This window comes from Microbacterium ginsengisoli, from assembly GCF_000956535.1.
Classification (GTDB): domain Bacteria; phylum Actinomycetota; class Actinomycetes; order Actinomycetales; family Microbacteriaceae; genus Microbacterium; species Microbacterium ginsengisoli.
Map to the genome: position 1 here is coordinate 1 of NZ_JYIY01000045.1, position 14,847 is coordinate 14,847.

Here is a 14,847-nt window from a genome sequence, read left to right on the forward strand (position 1 = left end):
GTGTCGGGGTGGGGAGGGCGCGGAAGCGGCGCAGTCGGAGGCTGTTGGTGACGACGAACACGCTGCTGAACGCCATCGCAGCTCCCGCGAGGATGGGGTTGAGCAGGGCGAGCATCGCGACCGGGAGGGCGGCGACGTTGTACGCGAACGCCCAGAACAGGTTCCCCTTGATCGTGCCCAGGGTGCGGCGGGCCAGCCGGATCGCGTCCGGGACCAGCACGAGGTCGCCGGAGACGATGGTCAGGTCCGCGGCGGTGATGGCCGCGTCGGTGCCGGTGCCCATCGCGATCCCCAGGTCTGCCGCAGCGAGGGCTGCGGCGTCGTTGACGCCGTCGCCGACCATCGCGACCACCCGGCCCGCGGCCTGCAGGTCGCGGATGGTGTCGAGCTTGCCCTGCGGGGTGACCCCGGCACGGACGTCCTCGATCCCGGCCTGGTCGGCGATCGCCCGCGCGGCGCCGGGGTTGTCGCCGGTGAGCAGGATCGGGGTCAACCCGAGCTCTCGGAGCCGTGCGACCGCCTCACGGCTGGTGGGTTTGATGGTGTCGGCGACGCTGATCGCCCCGCGCACCTGCCCGTCCCACGCCACCACCGTCACCGTCGCCCCCGCCGCCTCGTCCGCCGCGATGGTCGCGGCGAGGTCGGTAGGGACGGGAAGTGCCCATTGGGTGGTGATCCAGGAGGCGCGGCCGGCGGCGACCAGGCGGCCGTCGACGATGCCCTGCACACCCTGCCCGGCCACCGCGGCGAACGACTCCACGGCCGCGAGCGGCCTGCTGGCGGCCGTGGTGATGGCGCGGCCGATGGGGTGCTCGGAGCCATGCTCGAGCGCCGCTGCGACCTGCACCAGCTCCGCCTGATCGGTGCCGGGAGTCGGATGCGTAGCCGTGACGGTCATGGTGCCGGCGGTGATGGTGCCGGTCTTGTCCAGCACGACGGTGTCGATGCGGCGGGTCTGCTCCAGCACCTGGGGTCCGCGGATCAGGATGCCCAGCTGCGCGCCCCGCCCGGTGCCGACAAGCAGCGCGGTCGGCGTCGCCAACCCGAGCGCGCACGGGCACGCGATGATCAGCGTCGTCACCGCGGCGGTGAACGCGACCTCCGGGGAAGCCCCGACCAGAAGCCACACCGTGAACGCGACGATGGCGAGGGCGATGACGATGGGGACGAAGATCGCGGAGACCCGGTCGGCGAGGCGCTGCACCTGCGCCTTCCCGGTCTGCGCCTCCTCCACCAACCTGGCCATCCGGGCCAGCTCCGTGTCCGCGCCGACCCGGGTGAGCTCCACCAGCAGCCGGCCGCCGGTGTTCACCGTCGCGCCGACCACCTTCGAGCCGGGGGCGACTTCGACGGGGACGGACTCGCCGGTCAGCATCGACTCGTCCACCGCGGAGACACCCTCGGTGACGACACCGTCGGCGGGGATCTTCTCCCCCGGCCGCACCACCACGATGTCGCCGGGCACCAGCTGGGCGACCGGGACGCGCTGCTCGACACCCGTGCGGAGGATGACGGCGTCTTTCGCGCCCAGCTCCAACAGGGCGCGCAGAGCCTCCCCGGATTGCCGCTTCGCGCGGGTCTCCAGGTAGCGGCCGAGGAGGATGAACACCGTCACCAGTGCGGCGACCTCCAGATACACCTCGTGACCGCCGGACTGCGGGGTGCCGACGAAGGTCACGCTCATCCGCATCCCGGGCATCCCGGCACCGCCGAAGAACAGGGCATACAGGGACCAGCCGAACGCAGCCAGCACGCCGAGGCTGATCAGGGTGTCCATCGTCGCCGCACCGTGACGGGCGTTGATCGCCGCGGCACGGTGGAACGGCCACGCCCCCCACACCACGACCGGGGCCGCCAGGGTCAGGGTCAGCCACTGCCAGTAGGTGAACTGCAGCGCCGGGATCATCGACAACACCGCCACCGGCACCGCCAGGATCGCCGAGACGATCAGCCGCTGCCGCAACGACACCAACTCCGCATCCTGCGGCGTGGTCTTCTCGTCGGGGGTGTCGACGGGTGGGGCGGGGACGGATGCCCCGTACCCGGCCTGCTCGACCGCCGCGATCAGCTCCTCCACCGGCACCGCGGACTCGGCGTGCACGCGGGCCTTCTCGGTGGCGAAGTTGACCGTCGCCGCCACCCCGGGCAGCTTGTTCAGCTTCCGCTCCACCCGGGTCGCGCACGACGCGCAGGTCATCCCGGTGATGTCGAGATCGACATCCGTCGTCGTCGTGGTCATGACGCTGAGGCGAGGCTGTAGCCGGCCTCCTCCACCGCCGCCCGCACCCGCTCCGCATCCACCGGCGCGGCGCTGGACACCGTCACCGTGGACACACCGCCGGCGTGCAGATCGACCGCGACGTCGGAGACGCCGTCGATCGCGGAGACCTCTTCGGTGACGCTACGCACGCAGTGCGCGCAGGTCATCCCCTCCACCAGGAACTGCGCCGACACGGTCTCGCCCGCCGCCGTCTGCTGCGCCGGTGCGCCGGTGTCGGTGGCTGCCGTGGCGTGGGAGGTGGGGCTGCAACAGGCGCAGCCGCCGCCGGTGCTGGTCGCCTGCAGGCCGAGGTCCTGGAATCCCTGTCCGGTCATGATGTGCTCCCTTCAAGAGCTTTGTGTGAATGTGAGTAGAGGGGGTGTCTTAGGAGCGCACGAGGCGGGCGATGGCGGCGTTGGCCTCACGGAGCTTCTCCTCCGCGACCGGCCCGCCTTCCGCGGTCGCCTGCGCGACGCAGTGCCCGAGGTGGTCTTCCAGCAGTGTCAGCGCCACTGACTCCAGCGCTTTGGTGACCGCGGACACCTGGGTGAGGATGTCGATGCAGTACACGTCCTCGTCGACCATCCGCGCGATCCCCCGCACCTGACCCTCCGCGCGTCGCAACCGCGCCAGCAGCGCCTGCTTGTCGTCCACATATCCGTGTGCCATCTCGCACCTCCTCACCCCAATCTAACATACCCACTAGGGGTATGGGGTGTAGGGTGTGAACATGACCGGCGTTCGGCATCCTCACCCCGCTCACGGGTCCGGCTGGCATGTGCTGACCGGGGGTCCGAGCTCGGGGAAGACCACGACGGTGAACCTGTTGCACGCCCGGGGGTATGCGACGACGATGGAGCATGCCCGCCACTACATCGACCTGCAACGGATCAGCGGGCGCAGCATCCGGCAGATCCGGGACAGGCAGGCGCAGTTCCAGCGCGCGGTCGTGGCGATGCAGATCCAGCAGGAGCGTGACCTGGACCCGGCGCAGACGGTGTTCCTGGACCGGGCCCTGCCGGACTCGCTGGCCTACTACCGGTTCCTCGGCATCGACCCCGACCCCGCGCTGCGGGACGCGGTCACCCAGGCGCGGTACGCGACCGTTTTCCTGCTGGACCTGCTGCCGCTGGCTCCCGATTACGCGCGCACCGAGGACGCGGCCGCGCAGCAGCGCCTCCACGAGCTGATCGGGCAGGTGTATCGGGAGCTGCCGTTCCCCGTGGTCACCGTCCCCGCACTGCCACCGGACGAGCGTGTCCAGTTCATCCTCGACCGGACCCGCTGACCGAGAAGAAAGGGGGATGTGATGGGTGAGGGTCGTCGCGGCCGGTACCGGCAGATCGGTGCGGTGTTACGCCGGCACGGGCTGGGCGTCGCCGCCGGAATGATCGGTCTGGGCGGGCTGGTCCCGTTCCATCGTGGCGCGTTCGGGCACACTCCGCAGCAGACCCCGTACACGAACCCGGAGCACGTGCGGGTGGCGTTGGAGGAGCTCGGGCCGACCTTCATGAAGCTGGGGCAGCTGCTCTCCACCCGCCACGACCTTCTCCCCCAGTCGTGGATCGCCGAGTTCACCAAGCTGCAGGACGCGGCCGCCCCGGCACCGTGGGAGCAGATCGTGCAGGTGTTGCGGGACGAGCTCGGCGCGGACCCGGAGGAGGTGTTCGCTCGGTTCGACCGGGTGCCGTTGGCGGCGGCGTCCATCGGGCAGGCGTATGCGGGCACCCTGCACGACGGCACCGATGTGGTCGTGAAGGTACGCCGCCCCGGGGTCGTTGAGCAGGTCAACGAAGACCTCGACATCCTCCGTGACCTTGCCGACCGTGCACACCGCCGCTGGGACACGGTCCGCCGGTACGACCTGCCCGGCCTCGTGGACGAGTTCGCCCGCACACTGCGCGCTGAGCTCGACTATCTTCAGGAGGCCCGCAACGCCGAACGGTTCGCTCAAGATTTCGCAGGCTCCCCGCAGGTGCGGATCCCGCGGGTGCTCGGGGAGACGAGCACGTCCCGGGTGCTCACGCTGGAACGGGTGGGCGGCCTGCGGATCGACGACCTGGCCGGAATGGACGCCGCCGGTATCGACCGGGCGGCGTTGGCGCGTCGGGGCGCGGACCTGGTGCTCACGATGGTGTTCGAGCACCGGTTCTTCCACGCCGACCCGCACCCCGGGAACATGTTCGTCCAACCCGACGGGTCCCTCGCACTGATCGACTTCGGAATGGTCGGCGAGCTGCGCGAACAGACCACCGACCACCTCGCCGGCATGCTGCTCGCCTTCGCCCGCGACGACCCGGACGCGCTCACCAGCGCCCTCATCGGCCTGGCCGGCGCCGGGGAAGTCTCCGACCGGGCCGGGCTGCGCCACGAGCTCACCGGGTTCCTCGGCCGTTACCGGGGCCGTTCCCTGTCGGAGATCAGCCTCGCCGGCATGTTGCGGCAGCTGCTGGACATCCTGCAACACCACCAGCTGCATCTCCCCCAGGAGACCGCGCTGCTGTTCAAGGTGCTGATGATAGCCGAGGGCACCGCCGCGCTACTGGACCCCGACTTCCAGATGCTGAACGCGTTGCAGCCCTACGCGGAGCACCTCACCCGCGCCCAGCTCTCCCTGTCCGCGCTCGCCCGGCGGTGGGCGCGGGCAGGTGCTGACACCAGCGCGCTCCTCGAGGAACTGCCCGCCACCCTGCGCCGGCTGCGGAATGTCATCGAAGACGGCGGGTTCCAGGTGCACCTGCGCGCGGCCGAACTCGAGCCGCTCGTCGAACGGGCCGAACGCATCGGCAACCGGGTGATCGCCGGGGTCATCGCCGCAGCCCTCATCAACGGCATCGGCACCCTTGTCGGCGGGAACGCCCGCTGGCGGCCCCGGCAAGGCGCCCTCCTCGGTGCCGGCGCCGGCATGATCAGCGCACTCGGCGGCTACCTGCTGTGGACCATGCGCCGCCGCCCCCGCCGCTAAACCCTGAGCCCCCTGCTCACCCTACGGAAGGACACCATCATGGACACGATCAATGTCGGAGTGAACGGGTACGGGGTCATCGGCAAACGTGTCGCCGACGCCGTCCGCGCCCAACCCGACATGCACCTGGTCGGAGTCGCGGACATCGTCACCGACTGGCGCATCAAGTCCGCCGCGAACCGGCTGCCGGTGTTCGCCTCCACGTCCGAAGCAGAGCAGGCGATGCAGGAGGCGGGCCTGACCGCCCGCGGGAGCCTGGACGACCTGCTCGAGCAGTGTGACGTGATCGTCGACACCACCCCCAAACACGTCGCCGCCGGGAACCTGCCCCGCTACCAGGCGGCGGGAGTGAAGGCGATCGTGCAGGGCGGGGAAGCACACGAGACCACCGGGCACTCCTTCGTCGCCCAAGCCAACTACACCACCGCCCTCGGCCGAGACAGCACCCGGGTGGTGTCCTGCAACACCACCAGCATCGTCCGCGTCCTCGGCGCGCTCGACGACGCCGGGCTGCTGCTACGCGCCCGCGGGGTCCTCATCCGCCGCGCCACCGACCCGTGGGAATCGCACCTGGGCGGGATCATGAACACGATGGTCCCCGAACCTGTCATCCCCTCCCACCAAGGTCCCGACGCGCGCACCGTGCTTCCCGGACTGGACGTGGTCACCATCGCCGCCAAGGGCGCACACACCCAAACCCACAACCACTACTGGACCCTGCAACTGACCCGCCGCGCCTCCCGCGACGAGATCCTCGACGCGTTGCGCGCCGCGCCCCGCATCGCGTTCATCCGCATGTCCGACGGGCTCGTCGCCCTCAACTCCACCATCGAGCTGATGCGCGACCTCGGCCGGCCCCGCGGGGACATGTGGGAAGTCGCCGTCTGGGAAGACCTCCTCACCGTCGACGGCGACGAGGCCTACCTCACCTACCAGGTCTACAACGAAGCGATCGTCGTGCCCGAGACCATCGACGCGATCCGCGCGCTCACCGGCACCACCACCGACCCCGCCGCCTCCATCCGCCGCACCGACGAGAGCCTCGGCATGCGACACGACTTCCTCACCCCGGAGCACCCATGACCACCCGGCATGCGGGGCCGCCCCGCACGGGACGGGTCTGGATGTGGGTGATCATCGCACTGGCGGTCGCCGGGATCGCGCTCTACCTGATCATCGACCACTGGACTCACCTCGCCGCAGCCGCCCCCTACGCCGGCATCATCGCGATCGCCGCGATTCACCTGTTCGGCCACCGCGGACACGGAAGCCACGGAGGGCACGGCGACCCCGGACACGACCACGAACAGCGACACCCCCGCACCGCGGACGACACAGACCCGCCCCCGACCGACCCCGCATGAACACACCCGCTGTTCCCGGCGCCGATCGGCGCGCCCCGCGCCCCTGGCGGATGCTGTGGATCACCTTCGCGTGGGGATCCTGCTTCGTCGCGATCAGCATCGGCCTGCAAGACGCCCCGCTCCTCTGGCTCGCAGCACTGCGCGCCCTCGTCGCCGGTGCCGCTCTGCTGATCCTCACTGTCATCCGCCGCGCGCCCGTCCCCCGCGAGGTACGCAGTTGGACGCTGATCGGCGTGCTCGGCGTCGTGAACGTCGCCATCGCCTACGCCGCCATGTTCGGCGGCACCATCGGCCTGACAACGGGCGTCGCGTCCGTGCTGGCCAACGTCCAGCCCGTCCTCATCCTGCTGCCCGCCTGGTGGCTCTACCGCGAACGTCCCTCCCTGCGATCGGTGGCCGCGATGCTCACCGGGCTCGCCGGACTCCTGCTCATCGTGCTGCCCGCCGGCGCCGGGACCGGGGCATGGCTGTCCCTCACCGCCGCCGCCGCCGTCACCGCCGGCACCCTCATCAGCCGCGCCGTGCGCGCCGACCCGTTCCTCGTCGCCACCGTGCAGCTGCTGCTCGGCGGCGGGATCCTCCTCGTCGCCGCCGCGATCGTCGAAGGTCCGCCGGTCATTGAATGGACGCCGGGATTCGTGCTCTCCCTGCTGTGGATGTCCCTGGCCGGCACCGCCGCGACCACCGTCGCCTGGTACGCGGAGACGCAACGGTCCCGGCTCGACATCCTCACAACATGGACGATCCTCGTGCCCGTCTTCGGGATCGTCCTGTCCGTCGGGCTCTTGCAGGAGACCCAGAGCGTGCTCGGCTGGACCGGCACCGCCATCGTGATCGGCTCCGTCGCCCTCCTCACCATCCCCGGCAGACACGCTGACCGCGCGTCCCGTCGGCTTGAAGGTTGAGCGCCCGCCTGGTGGCGCCCCGCCACCACCCATCAAACCGACGTCCCAGCCCTGGCCGGGTGATGTAGTCGTCAAGCTGGTCGGACATGCCGGCGACGTGGCCGCAACGAACAGCCCGAGATGCCGGTACACACGACCCATCGGACAAAACGAATAGCCCGTCCGCCCGCCGCCGGTGGAAATTGCAGCTCCTATCGAGAACCTTCACCCTGGCGGTCCGTCGCGCAGAAGGACGGCGCCCGAGAAATGTTGTAGGTTCCCGCTCGAGATGGCGAGGAATGCCGCGATTCCACGGTAGTTGGCTGGGGTTTCGGGTTCAGGATTCCGCGAGTAGTGGCGGATTCTTACAAGAGCTCATGGCCGTCGCGGCGATCGGCTACACACCATGCAGCGTGTCCGAACCGGCAGCGACGCGCTCTCCCCGGCCGCAGCAGCGCCCCCCGACGTGAACGGGAATACTCTCGTCAATCGGGGAGCTCCGGCAGGCGTCATCCTCCGCCGGGCAGATGCTCGAGGTGCCCGATGGCCTCCTCGAGCAGTTCGGAGACGTGGTCGTCGAAGAGCGAGTAGTGGATGTGCCGGCCGTCGCGCGTGCCAAGGACCAGGCTCAGATGCCGCAGCAGCCGCAAATGGTTCGATGTGGTCGTCTGTCCGATGTGCAGCTGTTCGCTGAGGTCGGTCACGGTGCTCGGCTGAACACTCAGCGCGCTCAGAATGCGCAGCCGCACAGGTGACGCCAGTGCCTGCATGATCTCGGCGAGACGCTCAGCATCCGCTACGGACAGGGTGCCTGCTTCCCGACGCGTCTCAGTACCGGCCATGCTCACCATTGTGCCCTCCGATCACGATAATCATTCACAACTACAATATATCATGATCTTGTGATGTATCCTGGTCGCATGACTGCTTCTTCCCCGACGACTACCGCGCCCGCTGCGGAGACGCACGACCATTCCCACGGTTCGGCCCGGTGGGAGCTGTGGTTCGCGATCGCCGCGGGCGTGACCTACGCCGGCGGGATGATCGCCGAGTTCGCGTTGGGGCTGCCGATGGTCGGGTGGCCGTTGGTGTTCTTCCTCGCCACCTACTTCTTCGGTGGGTTCTTCACGTTCCGCACCGCGATCGCCTCGACGATGCGAGGGAAGTTCGAGGTCGACTTCCTCATGCTGGTGGCCGCGATCGGCGCCGCCCTCATCGGCCGGTGGGCGGAAGGGGCGGTGCTGCTGTTCCTGTTCAGCCTCGGCCACGCGCTCGAGGAATACGCCCTCAGCCGTGCCAGCAAGTCCATCGAGTCCCTGGCCGAGCTCGCTCCCCGCAGCGCCCTGGTGCGCCGCGGCGGGGACGAGCCGGTGGAGGTGCCGGTGGAGGAGATCGTCGTCGGGGACATCGTCGTCATCCGCCCGAACTCCCGCATTCCCTCAGACGGGTTCGTGATCTCCGGGGTGTCCGCGGTGGATCAGTCCGCGGTCACCGGGGAGTCGATTCCGGTGGAGAAGGAGCCGGTGGCCGACCCGGAGCGGGCGATGCGCACCGTCGACACCCTGCCCGCCGCCAACCGTGTGTTCGCCGGCACCGTGAACGGGTCCGGCGTGCTCGAGGTCGAGGTCACCGCGACCTCCGCGGACTCGACGCTCAGCAAGGTCGTCGAGCTCGTCCGCTCCGCCGACCAGGCCGCCTCCCCCACACAGCAGTTCATCGACCGGTTCCAGCGTTGGTACGTGCCCGCCGTGATCCTCGGGGTCGCCGTCACCCTCCTGATCTCCTGGCTCGCGTTCGCGCAACCGTTCCCCGACGCGTTCTACCTCGCCATGACCGTGCTCGTCGCCGCCAGCCCCTGCGCGCTCGCGATCGCAACCCCGGCCGCGGTGCTGGCAGGGGTCGCCCGTGCTGCGCGTGCCGGGGTGCTCGTCAAGGGCGGCGCCCCGCTCGAGACGCTCGGGCGGGTCAAGGCGATGGCGTTCGACAAGACCGGCACCCTGACCTGGGGTGCCCCCCGGGTGACGTCCGTCACCCCCGCCGCCGACGTGCCCGAGTCCGAGCTGATCCGCACTCTGGTCGCTGTCGAAGCGCTCAGCGATCACCCGCTGGCCGAGGCGATCGTCCGCGACCTCGAGCCCCGCGTCCCCCAGGCCGAGCGCCTCACCGCGACAGACCTGAACGCGGTCGTCGGGCGTGGCGTCACGGCGACGATCGACGGCGAGCGGGTCGACGTCGGCAACCTGCGCATGTTCGACGAGCAGCAACTCGCGCTGACCGGCACGCTCGCCGACGCGTACACGCAGGCGCGGGACTCCGGGCAGACGCTGATGATCATCCGCCGTGGCGACCGGTTCCTCGGCATCGTCGGCGTGATGGATGCGTCCCGCGCGGAGTCCGCCCAGGTGCTCAGCGCGCTCCGGGGCGCGAACGTGGGGCAGCTCGTGATGATCTCCGGCGACAACCAGCGCGTCGCCGACGCGGTCGGCCGGGAAGTCGGCGTCGACACCGCGATCGGCGAACTGCTCCCCGAGGACAAAGTCGCTCAGATCACCCGCCTCGCCGAAACCCACCGACCGATCGCGATGGTCGGCGACGGCGTCAACGACGCCCCCGCGATGGCCCGCGCCGACGTCGGCATCGCGATGGGCGCCGCCGGCTCCACCGTCGCGTTGGAAACCTGCGACATCGCGCTGATGAGCGACGACCTCGGCCGCGTCCCGTTCGCCGTGCGGCTCAGCCGCGCCACCAGCCGCATCATCCGGCAGAACCTCATCGCCAGCCTCGCGATCGTCGCGTTCCTCATCCTCGCCACCTTCCTCGGCCTGAACATCGGCGCGGTCGTACTCATCCACGAAGGCTCCACCCTGATCGTCGTCGGCAACGCACTCCGCCTGCTCAACTTCGAGCGCGGCAAAGAGCACCACGGCATCGACCACGAAGACAGGCCCACCGCTTGAGAGACTCAGCCGGCGCAGGCGACGGCCTCCCTTGCGCGGCTATGTGGCCCAGCAGGATTGCACGGTGCCGGTCGTTGCCTGCGCGACGGTCGGGATGGTCTCCACGAGTGCTCGTGTGATCTCCTCGGACGCGGGGTACTCGATGACCCGCCAACCGACGATGCCGAAGTCCTCATCCAATGCCTGCACCGCGCATGCGAACGACGTCCCAGCGGGTGGCGTGGCTTGGAAGGATACGGTCACGGTGCGCGCATCGACCAGCTCGTATCCGGTCTCGTCGAATCCGACGTCGTCGAGCGAGTTCGAGACAGTCAGCCACGAAAGCCCGGCGACAGACAGGATTGCCGCCGTCGCGACGGTGACCCAGAACACGCGGCGGCGGATGGGCCGCGGTCCCCGACCGTAGCGGTCGGCGAGCTCCTCTTTCGTCGTCACGTAGTGCGCCCTATCTGCGGCTGCGAGCATCGCGGTCGGCGAGCTCGGTGAGGCGTGCGTTGTAGGCCTCGAGCTCGGCTTCGCCGGTGCGGTCGGCGTGCCGGTCTCGCCGCTTGGTCTCGCGGTCGTCGCTGCGACTCCACTGAATCGCGACCGTGATCGCGAGGATCAGGGTGGGGATCTCACCGATCGACCACGCGATACCGCCGCCGGTGTACTGATCCTCGAGCGGTGTGACACCCCAGGTGCGACCCATCGACCCGAACCAGTCGGCGACCATCAGCCCCGACTGCATCATGATGGCGATGCCGAAGAACGCGTGCATCGCCATCACACCGATGAGCAGCAGCAGCCTGCCGGCGTAGGGAAGCCGCCACGGCACCGGGTCGATGCCGATCAGGGAGAGCGCGAACAGGTAGCCGGTGATGAGGAAGTGCGCGATCATCCACTGGTGGCCGAGGTGGTCGTACAGCGACCAGCGGAACAGGTCGGTGTAATAGAACACCCACAGTGAGCCGATGAACAGGGCGGCCGCGACGAACGGGTTCGTCAGGATGCGGGCGACGGGCGAATGCACCGCCCACAGGATCCACTCCCGCCCGCCGCGGGTGCCGTCGTCGCGTTTGCGGATCGCCCGGGCGGCGAGGGTCACCGGGGCGCCGGCGACCAGCAGCACCGGGATCGCCATCGTGAGCAGCATGTGCCCCACCATGTGCATGCTGAACAGGTAGTCCTGGTAGACGTTGACGACGCCGCCGGTGACCCAGACCAGCAGCACCATGCCGGCGACCCACATGATCGTGCGATACACAGGCCACGCGTCGCCGCGCCGGCGCAGCCGCCACACCCCGGCGAGATAGAAGAAGATCGCGAACCCGGCGAGCACCGCCCACAACATGTCCACGTTCCACGCGGTGACCCACCGTTCGATCGTGAGCTCCGGGGGCAGCGGGGCACCGGTGAGGCGTTCTGCCGGCGAGGGGATCTCGGGAAGCGGGGCCGGGTTCGGTGGCGGAGTGCGGGCCAGCGCTGCGGCGGCGCCGCTGGCCACACCCATCAGTGCCAGCTCGAACGCGATGAGCATCCAGAAAGGGCGGGATGCCGCGTCGGAGCTGCGCATCCTGCCGATCAGGCGGGTGCGGTACCACGCCCCGAAGAGGCCGAGGCCGACGAGCGCGACGACCTTGATGCCCAAGATCGCGCCATAGGGCGAGAGCAGATCGGACCACTCCTGCAGGCCGATGGCGGCGCGCACCGTGCCGGACACGGCGACGAGCACGAACGCGGCCAGAGCGATGCTCGAGTAGCGGGCGACGAGATCGGGGATGCGGCGACGGTCGAGGGCTGGACGGACGGCGATGAGCAGCAGGAGCCCGCCGAGCCACACCGCGGCGCCGATGATGTGCAGGATGAGCGCCATCATCGCCTCGTGGTGGAAGGCGTCATCGCCGGAGTGCCCCTGCGTGCCCATCGGCACGAGCGAGGCCACCGCCACCAGGGCGACCAGAAGCGTCCCGACCCAGGACCGCACGGCGAATGTCAGGACGGTGAGGGCGGCGCCGGCGACCGTCGTGATCAGCCATGTCCTGCCGACCTCGAGCTCGACGAGGAACCGGCCGAGCTGGGCACCGAACTGGGGGCCTGCGTCGATGGCCGGGTTGAACACGCTGAGAAGCGTGAGGAACCCGGTCGCGCCCGCGGCCACGGTGAACAGGGCTGCAGAGATCGACGCGGTATCGAGGGCGACGTCGAACTCGCGCTCACCGGCCCGCAGCGTGAACAAGGCGGTCACGAGCACACCGACCATGCCCGCGGCGGCGAGATTCACGACCAGTTTCGTGACCGGAAGCCCCCAGCGCACAACAGGGCCGGCGTCGCCGAGTGGGATCTGCGCAGCACCCCCACCGAACCACAACGCCCCGACCAAGGCGATGAGTGCGACCCCGCCGAGGATCGCAGGCCCTGCGACCCGCAAGACGCGAGGAGTCATTCCTGTCGCGGTCGGAGTGACCGCTGTCCGCGTTCAGTGGCATCCGCACCCGTGGTGGCGGGAATCGAGAGTATCGGGGTCATGTGCGTGCTTTCGGCTCGGGCAAGAGGGCGGGGCAGGGGTGCGGGGTCATGTGAGCCCGGAGTAGGAGTGGAGGCCCTGGAAGAACATGTTCACGATCGTGAAGTTGAACAGCACCGCGACGAACCCGATGATGGACAGCCAGGCGGAGCGGGTGCCGCGCCAGCCGCGGGTCGCGCGGGCGTGGATGTAGCCGGCGTAGAGCACCCAGATCACGAACGTCCACACCTCCTTGACATCGAAGCCCCAGTAGCGACCCCAGGAGTCGTTGGCCCAGATCGCGCCGGCGATCAGGGTGAACGTCCAGAACACGAACCCCACGATCGCGAACCGGTACGCGAGGGACTCGAGCACGTCGGCGGCGGGCAGAGTGCGCAGAAACCCAAGACCGTCGGCGCGGGCAGTGTCCGAGGATGCTCGGGTGCGGCGCTCCCGGCGGGCCTGCAGGAGCTGGGTGATGGAGATGCCGCAGGCGATCGCGAACAGGGCGGTGGCCAGGGACGCGACGAAGACGTGGATGACCAGCCACACGCTCTTGAGCGGATCCATCAGCGGAACGACCTCGACGTAGAACGAGACCGTCGCGCCACCCAGCAGCAGCACCACCATGCCGATCAGGAACGCACCGAGGAAGCGGAGGTCGTAGCGGCGCAGCACCAGCAGGTAGACGGCCACGATCAAGACCGTGCCGGTCAGCGCGAACTCGTACATGTTCGCCCACGGCACCCGCTCCGCGGCGATGCCGCGCAGGATGGTGCCGGCCAGGTGGAACAGGAACGCGAGGACCGTCAGCGACGTCCCGATCCGCGCCCACAGCAGCCGTTGACGCTGCGCGGGCGGCGTGCGAACACTGTCCACCGACCCACTCTGGGCGTTGTCCGTCTGCTGGCCCGCCCGTGCGGTAGCGCCGGCCAGGACCGGCTCCCGCTGCGGGACGCTGGCGGGGACGGAGCGCCCGGCCAGGTCGATGGTGTACGCGATGAACGCGAGCAGGTAGGTGGCGATCGCCGTCCACACCAGCAGCAGTGAGATGCCGTCGAGGGAGAGCGCGTCGGTTCCGGTCATGGCAGGGTCGTCCTCTTCGTCGTTGCGGTCAGGGGGTGCCCGCGAGCGGGGTGGCGCGGTAGATCCGTGCACATCGGTCAGCCCGCGTTCGCTTCCAGCCAGGCCAGCGAGTCCACGGCGGTTCCGTCGAGGTAGACCTCGAAGTGCAGATGGTTCGCGGTGGAGCGTCCCGTGCTGCCGACGAGTCCGACCAGCTGCCCGGCCGTGACGGTCTGCCCGGCGGCGACCTGCCGGCTTCCGGTCTGCATGTGCGGGTACACCGTGCTCACCTGTTGCCCGTTCAGCACGGACTCCACCACCACGGTCACCCCGTATCCGCCGTAGCTGTCCTGCGAGATCCGCACGACGCCGTCGACGGACGCGTAGACGGGGGTTCCGCCGGCAGCGACCATGTCGGTGCCCATATGCGCGCCGCCTCGAGCACCGAAGCGGTCGGTCACGGTGAACGGACCGCCCACCGGCCACCGCACGGCTCCACTGCCTTGGGGCACGATGCTGTAGTCGAAGGGCACCGAGGCGACTTGTGCGGAGGCGCGGGCACGTTCTGCGGCTGCTTCTGCCGCCTTCTTCTGGTCGATCTCCGCCTGGGTGGTGGCCGAGTAGCTCTCCCGTGTGAGCTGCGTCCCAGTCGCGTCGGAGGCGACGATCAAGGATTGCGCGTCCTCGGACGCGACTTGCTGCAGTGTCGGGATCTCGAGGTCCGCCGGCTGCCAGGCGGCATACGCGGGGAGGGCGAAGGTGGCGATCAGGCCGGTGACCACCGTCAGGACCGCCAGGGAGCGCACTGGGCGCAGCGCGATTACCCGACCACGGGCGGACGTTTCTGCGGGCGGGCGCCGTGGGGGG

General features: G+C 69.6%; 14 protein-coding genes. 6 read left to right on the top strand and 8 right to left on the bottom strand.

The genetic code is table 11. From position 1 onward, the window contains the following. From RR49_RS01230 to RR49_RS01240, 3 genes are all read right to left on the bottom strand, one after another. A partial coding sequence (locus RR49_RS01230; protein WP_045246011.1) for a heavy metal translocating P-type ATPase occupies positions 1–2,239 on the bottom strand: 2,239 nt, incomplete at its 3' end. Next, a complete protein-coding gene (locus RR49_RS01235; RefSeq protein ID WP_045246012.1) occupies positions 2,236–2,595 on the bottom strand; it encodes a heavy-metal-associated domain-containing protein in 360 nt (119 codons plus the stop codon). The genes RR49_RS01230 and RR49_RS01235, both read right to left, overlap by 4 nt. Positions 2,596–2,644: 49 nt before the next feature. Then, positions 2,645–2,929, bottom strand: a complete 285-nt coding sequence (locus RR49_RS01240; protein ID WP_045246014.1) for a metal-sensitive transcriptional regulator — start codon at positions 2,927–2,929, stop codon at positions 2,645–2,647. A gap of 61 nt (positions 2,930–2,990) precedes the next feature. Between RR49_RS01240 and RR49_RS01245 the strand changes: the two genes are divergently transcribed. From RR49_RS01245 to RR49_RS01265, 5 genes are read left to right on the top strand one after another with little or no spacing between them, the layout of a single operon-like run. Beyond that, positions 2,991–3,548: an AAA family ATPase gene (locus RR49_RS01245; protein WP_045246016.1), complete on the top strand. Its 558-nt coding sequence runs from the start codon at positions 2,991–2,993 to the stop codon at positions 3,546–3,548. Positions 3,549–3,569: 21 nt separating this feature from the next. Further along, positions 3,570–5,225 carry an ABC1 kinase family protein gene (locus RR49_RS01250; protein ID WP_045246018.1) on the top strand — a complete coding sequence of 552 codons (1,656 nt, stop codon included), beginning with the start codon at positions 3,570–3,572 and terminating at the stop codon, positions 5,223–5,225. Positions 5,226–5,264: 39 nt separating this feature from the next. Further along, positions 5,265–6,308 (top strand): type II glyceraldehyde-3-phosphate dehydrogenase, encoded by a 1,044-nt coding sequence (locus tag RR49_RS01255; protein ID WP_045246019.1) that lies wholly within the window; start codon positions 5,265–5,267, stop codon positions 6,306–6,308. Beyond that, a complete protein-coding gene (locus RR49_RS01260) occupies positions 6,305–6,589 on the top strand; it encodes a DUF2933 domain-containing protein (protein WP_048809451.1) in 285 nt (94 codons plus the stop codon). Before RR49_RS01255 ends, RR49_RS01260 begins: the two co-directional genes overlap by 4 nt. Further along, entirely contained in the window at positions 6,586–7,494 is a 909-nt protein-coding gene (locus RR49_RS01265; protein ID WP_045246021.1) for a DMT family transporter, read from the top strand. The genes RR49_RS01260 and RR49_RS01265 overlap by 4 nt, the downstream gene beginning before the upstream one ends. A gap of 488 nt (positions 7,495–7,982) precedes the next feature. Here the strand turns inward: RR49_RS01265 and RR49_RS01270 are convergent, their stop codons facing one another. Continuing rightward, positions 7,983–8,315: an ArsR/SmtB family transcription factor gene (locus RR49_RS01270; protein WP_045246029.1), complete on the bottom strand. Its 333-nt coding sequence runs from the start codon at positions 8,313–8,315 to the stop codon at positions 7,983–7,985. A gap of 78 nt (positions 8,316–8,393) precedes the next feature. Between RR49_RS01270 and RR49_RS01275 the strand changes: the two genes are divergently transcribed. Further along, positions 8,394–10,430 carry a heavy metal translocating P-type ATPase gene (locus tag RR49_RS01275; RefSeq protein ID WP_048809453.1) on the top strand — a complete coding sequence of 679 codons (2,037 nt, stop codon included), beginning with the start codon at positions 8,394–8,396 and terminating at the stop codon, positions 10,428–10,430. Positions 10,431–10,469: 39 nt separating this feature from the next. On the opposite strand, the gene RR49_RS01280 is transcribed toward RR49_RS01275, so the two are convergent. From RR49_RS01280 to RR49_RS01295, 4 genes are all read right to left on the bottom strand, one after another. Further along, positions 10,470–10,865, bottom strand: a complete 396-nt coding sequence (locus RR49_RS01280) for a DUF4307 domain-containing protein (protein WP_045246023.1) — start codon at positions 10,863–10,865, stop codon at positions 10,470–10,472. Between the two features lie 10 nt (positions 10,866–10,875). Then, a complete protein-coding gene (locus RR49_RS01285) occupies positions 10,876–12,855 on the bottom strand; it encodes a bifunctional copper resistance protein CopD/cytochrome c oxidase assembly protein (RefSeq protein ID WP_045246025.1) in 1,980 nt (659 codons plus the stop codon). 129 nt (positions 12,856–12,984) lie between these two features. Next, positions 12,985–14,001 (bottom strand): c-type cytochrome biogenesis protein CcsB, encoded by a 1,017-nt coding sequence (gene ccsB, locus RR49_RS01290; RefSeq protein WP_045246027.1) that lies wholly within the window; start codon positions 13,999–14,001, stop codon positions 12,985–12,987. Between the two features lie 77 nt (positions 14,002–14,078). After that, positions 14,079–14,847 (bottom strand): peptidoglycan DD-metalloendopeptidase family protein (locus tag RR49_RS01295; protein WP_045246031.1); only part of this gene is annotated, 769 nt, incomplete at its 5' end.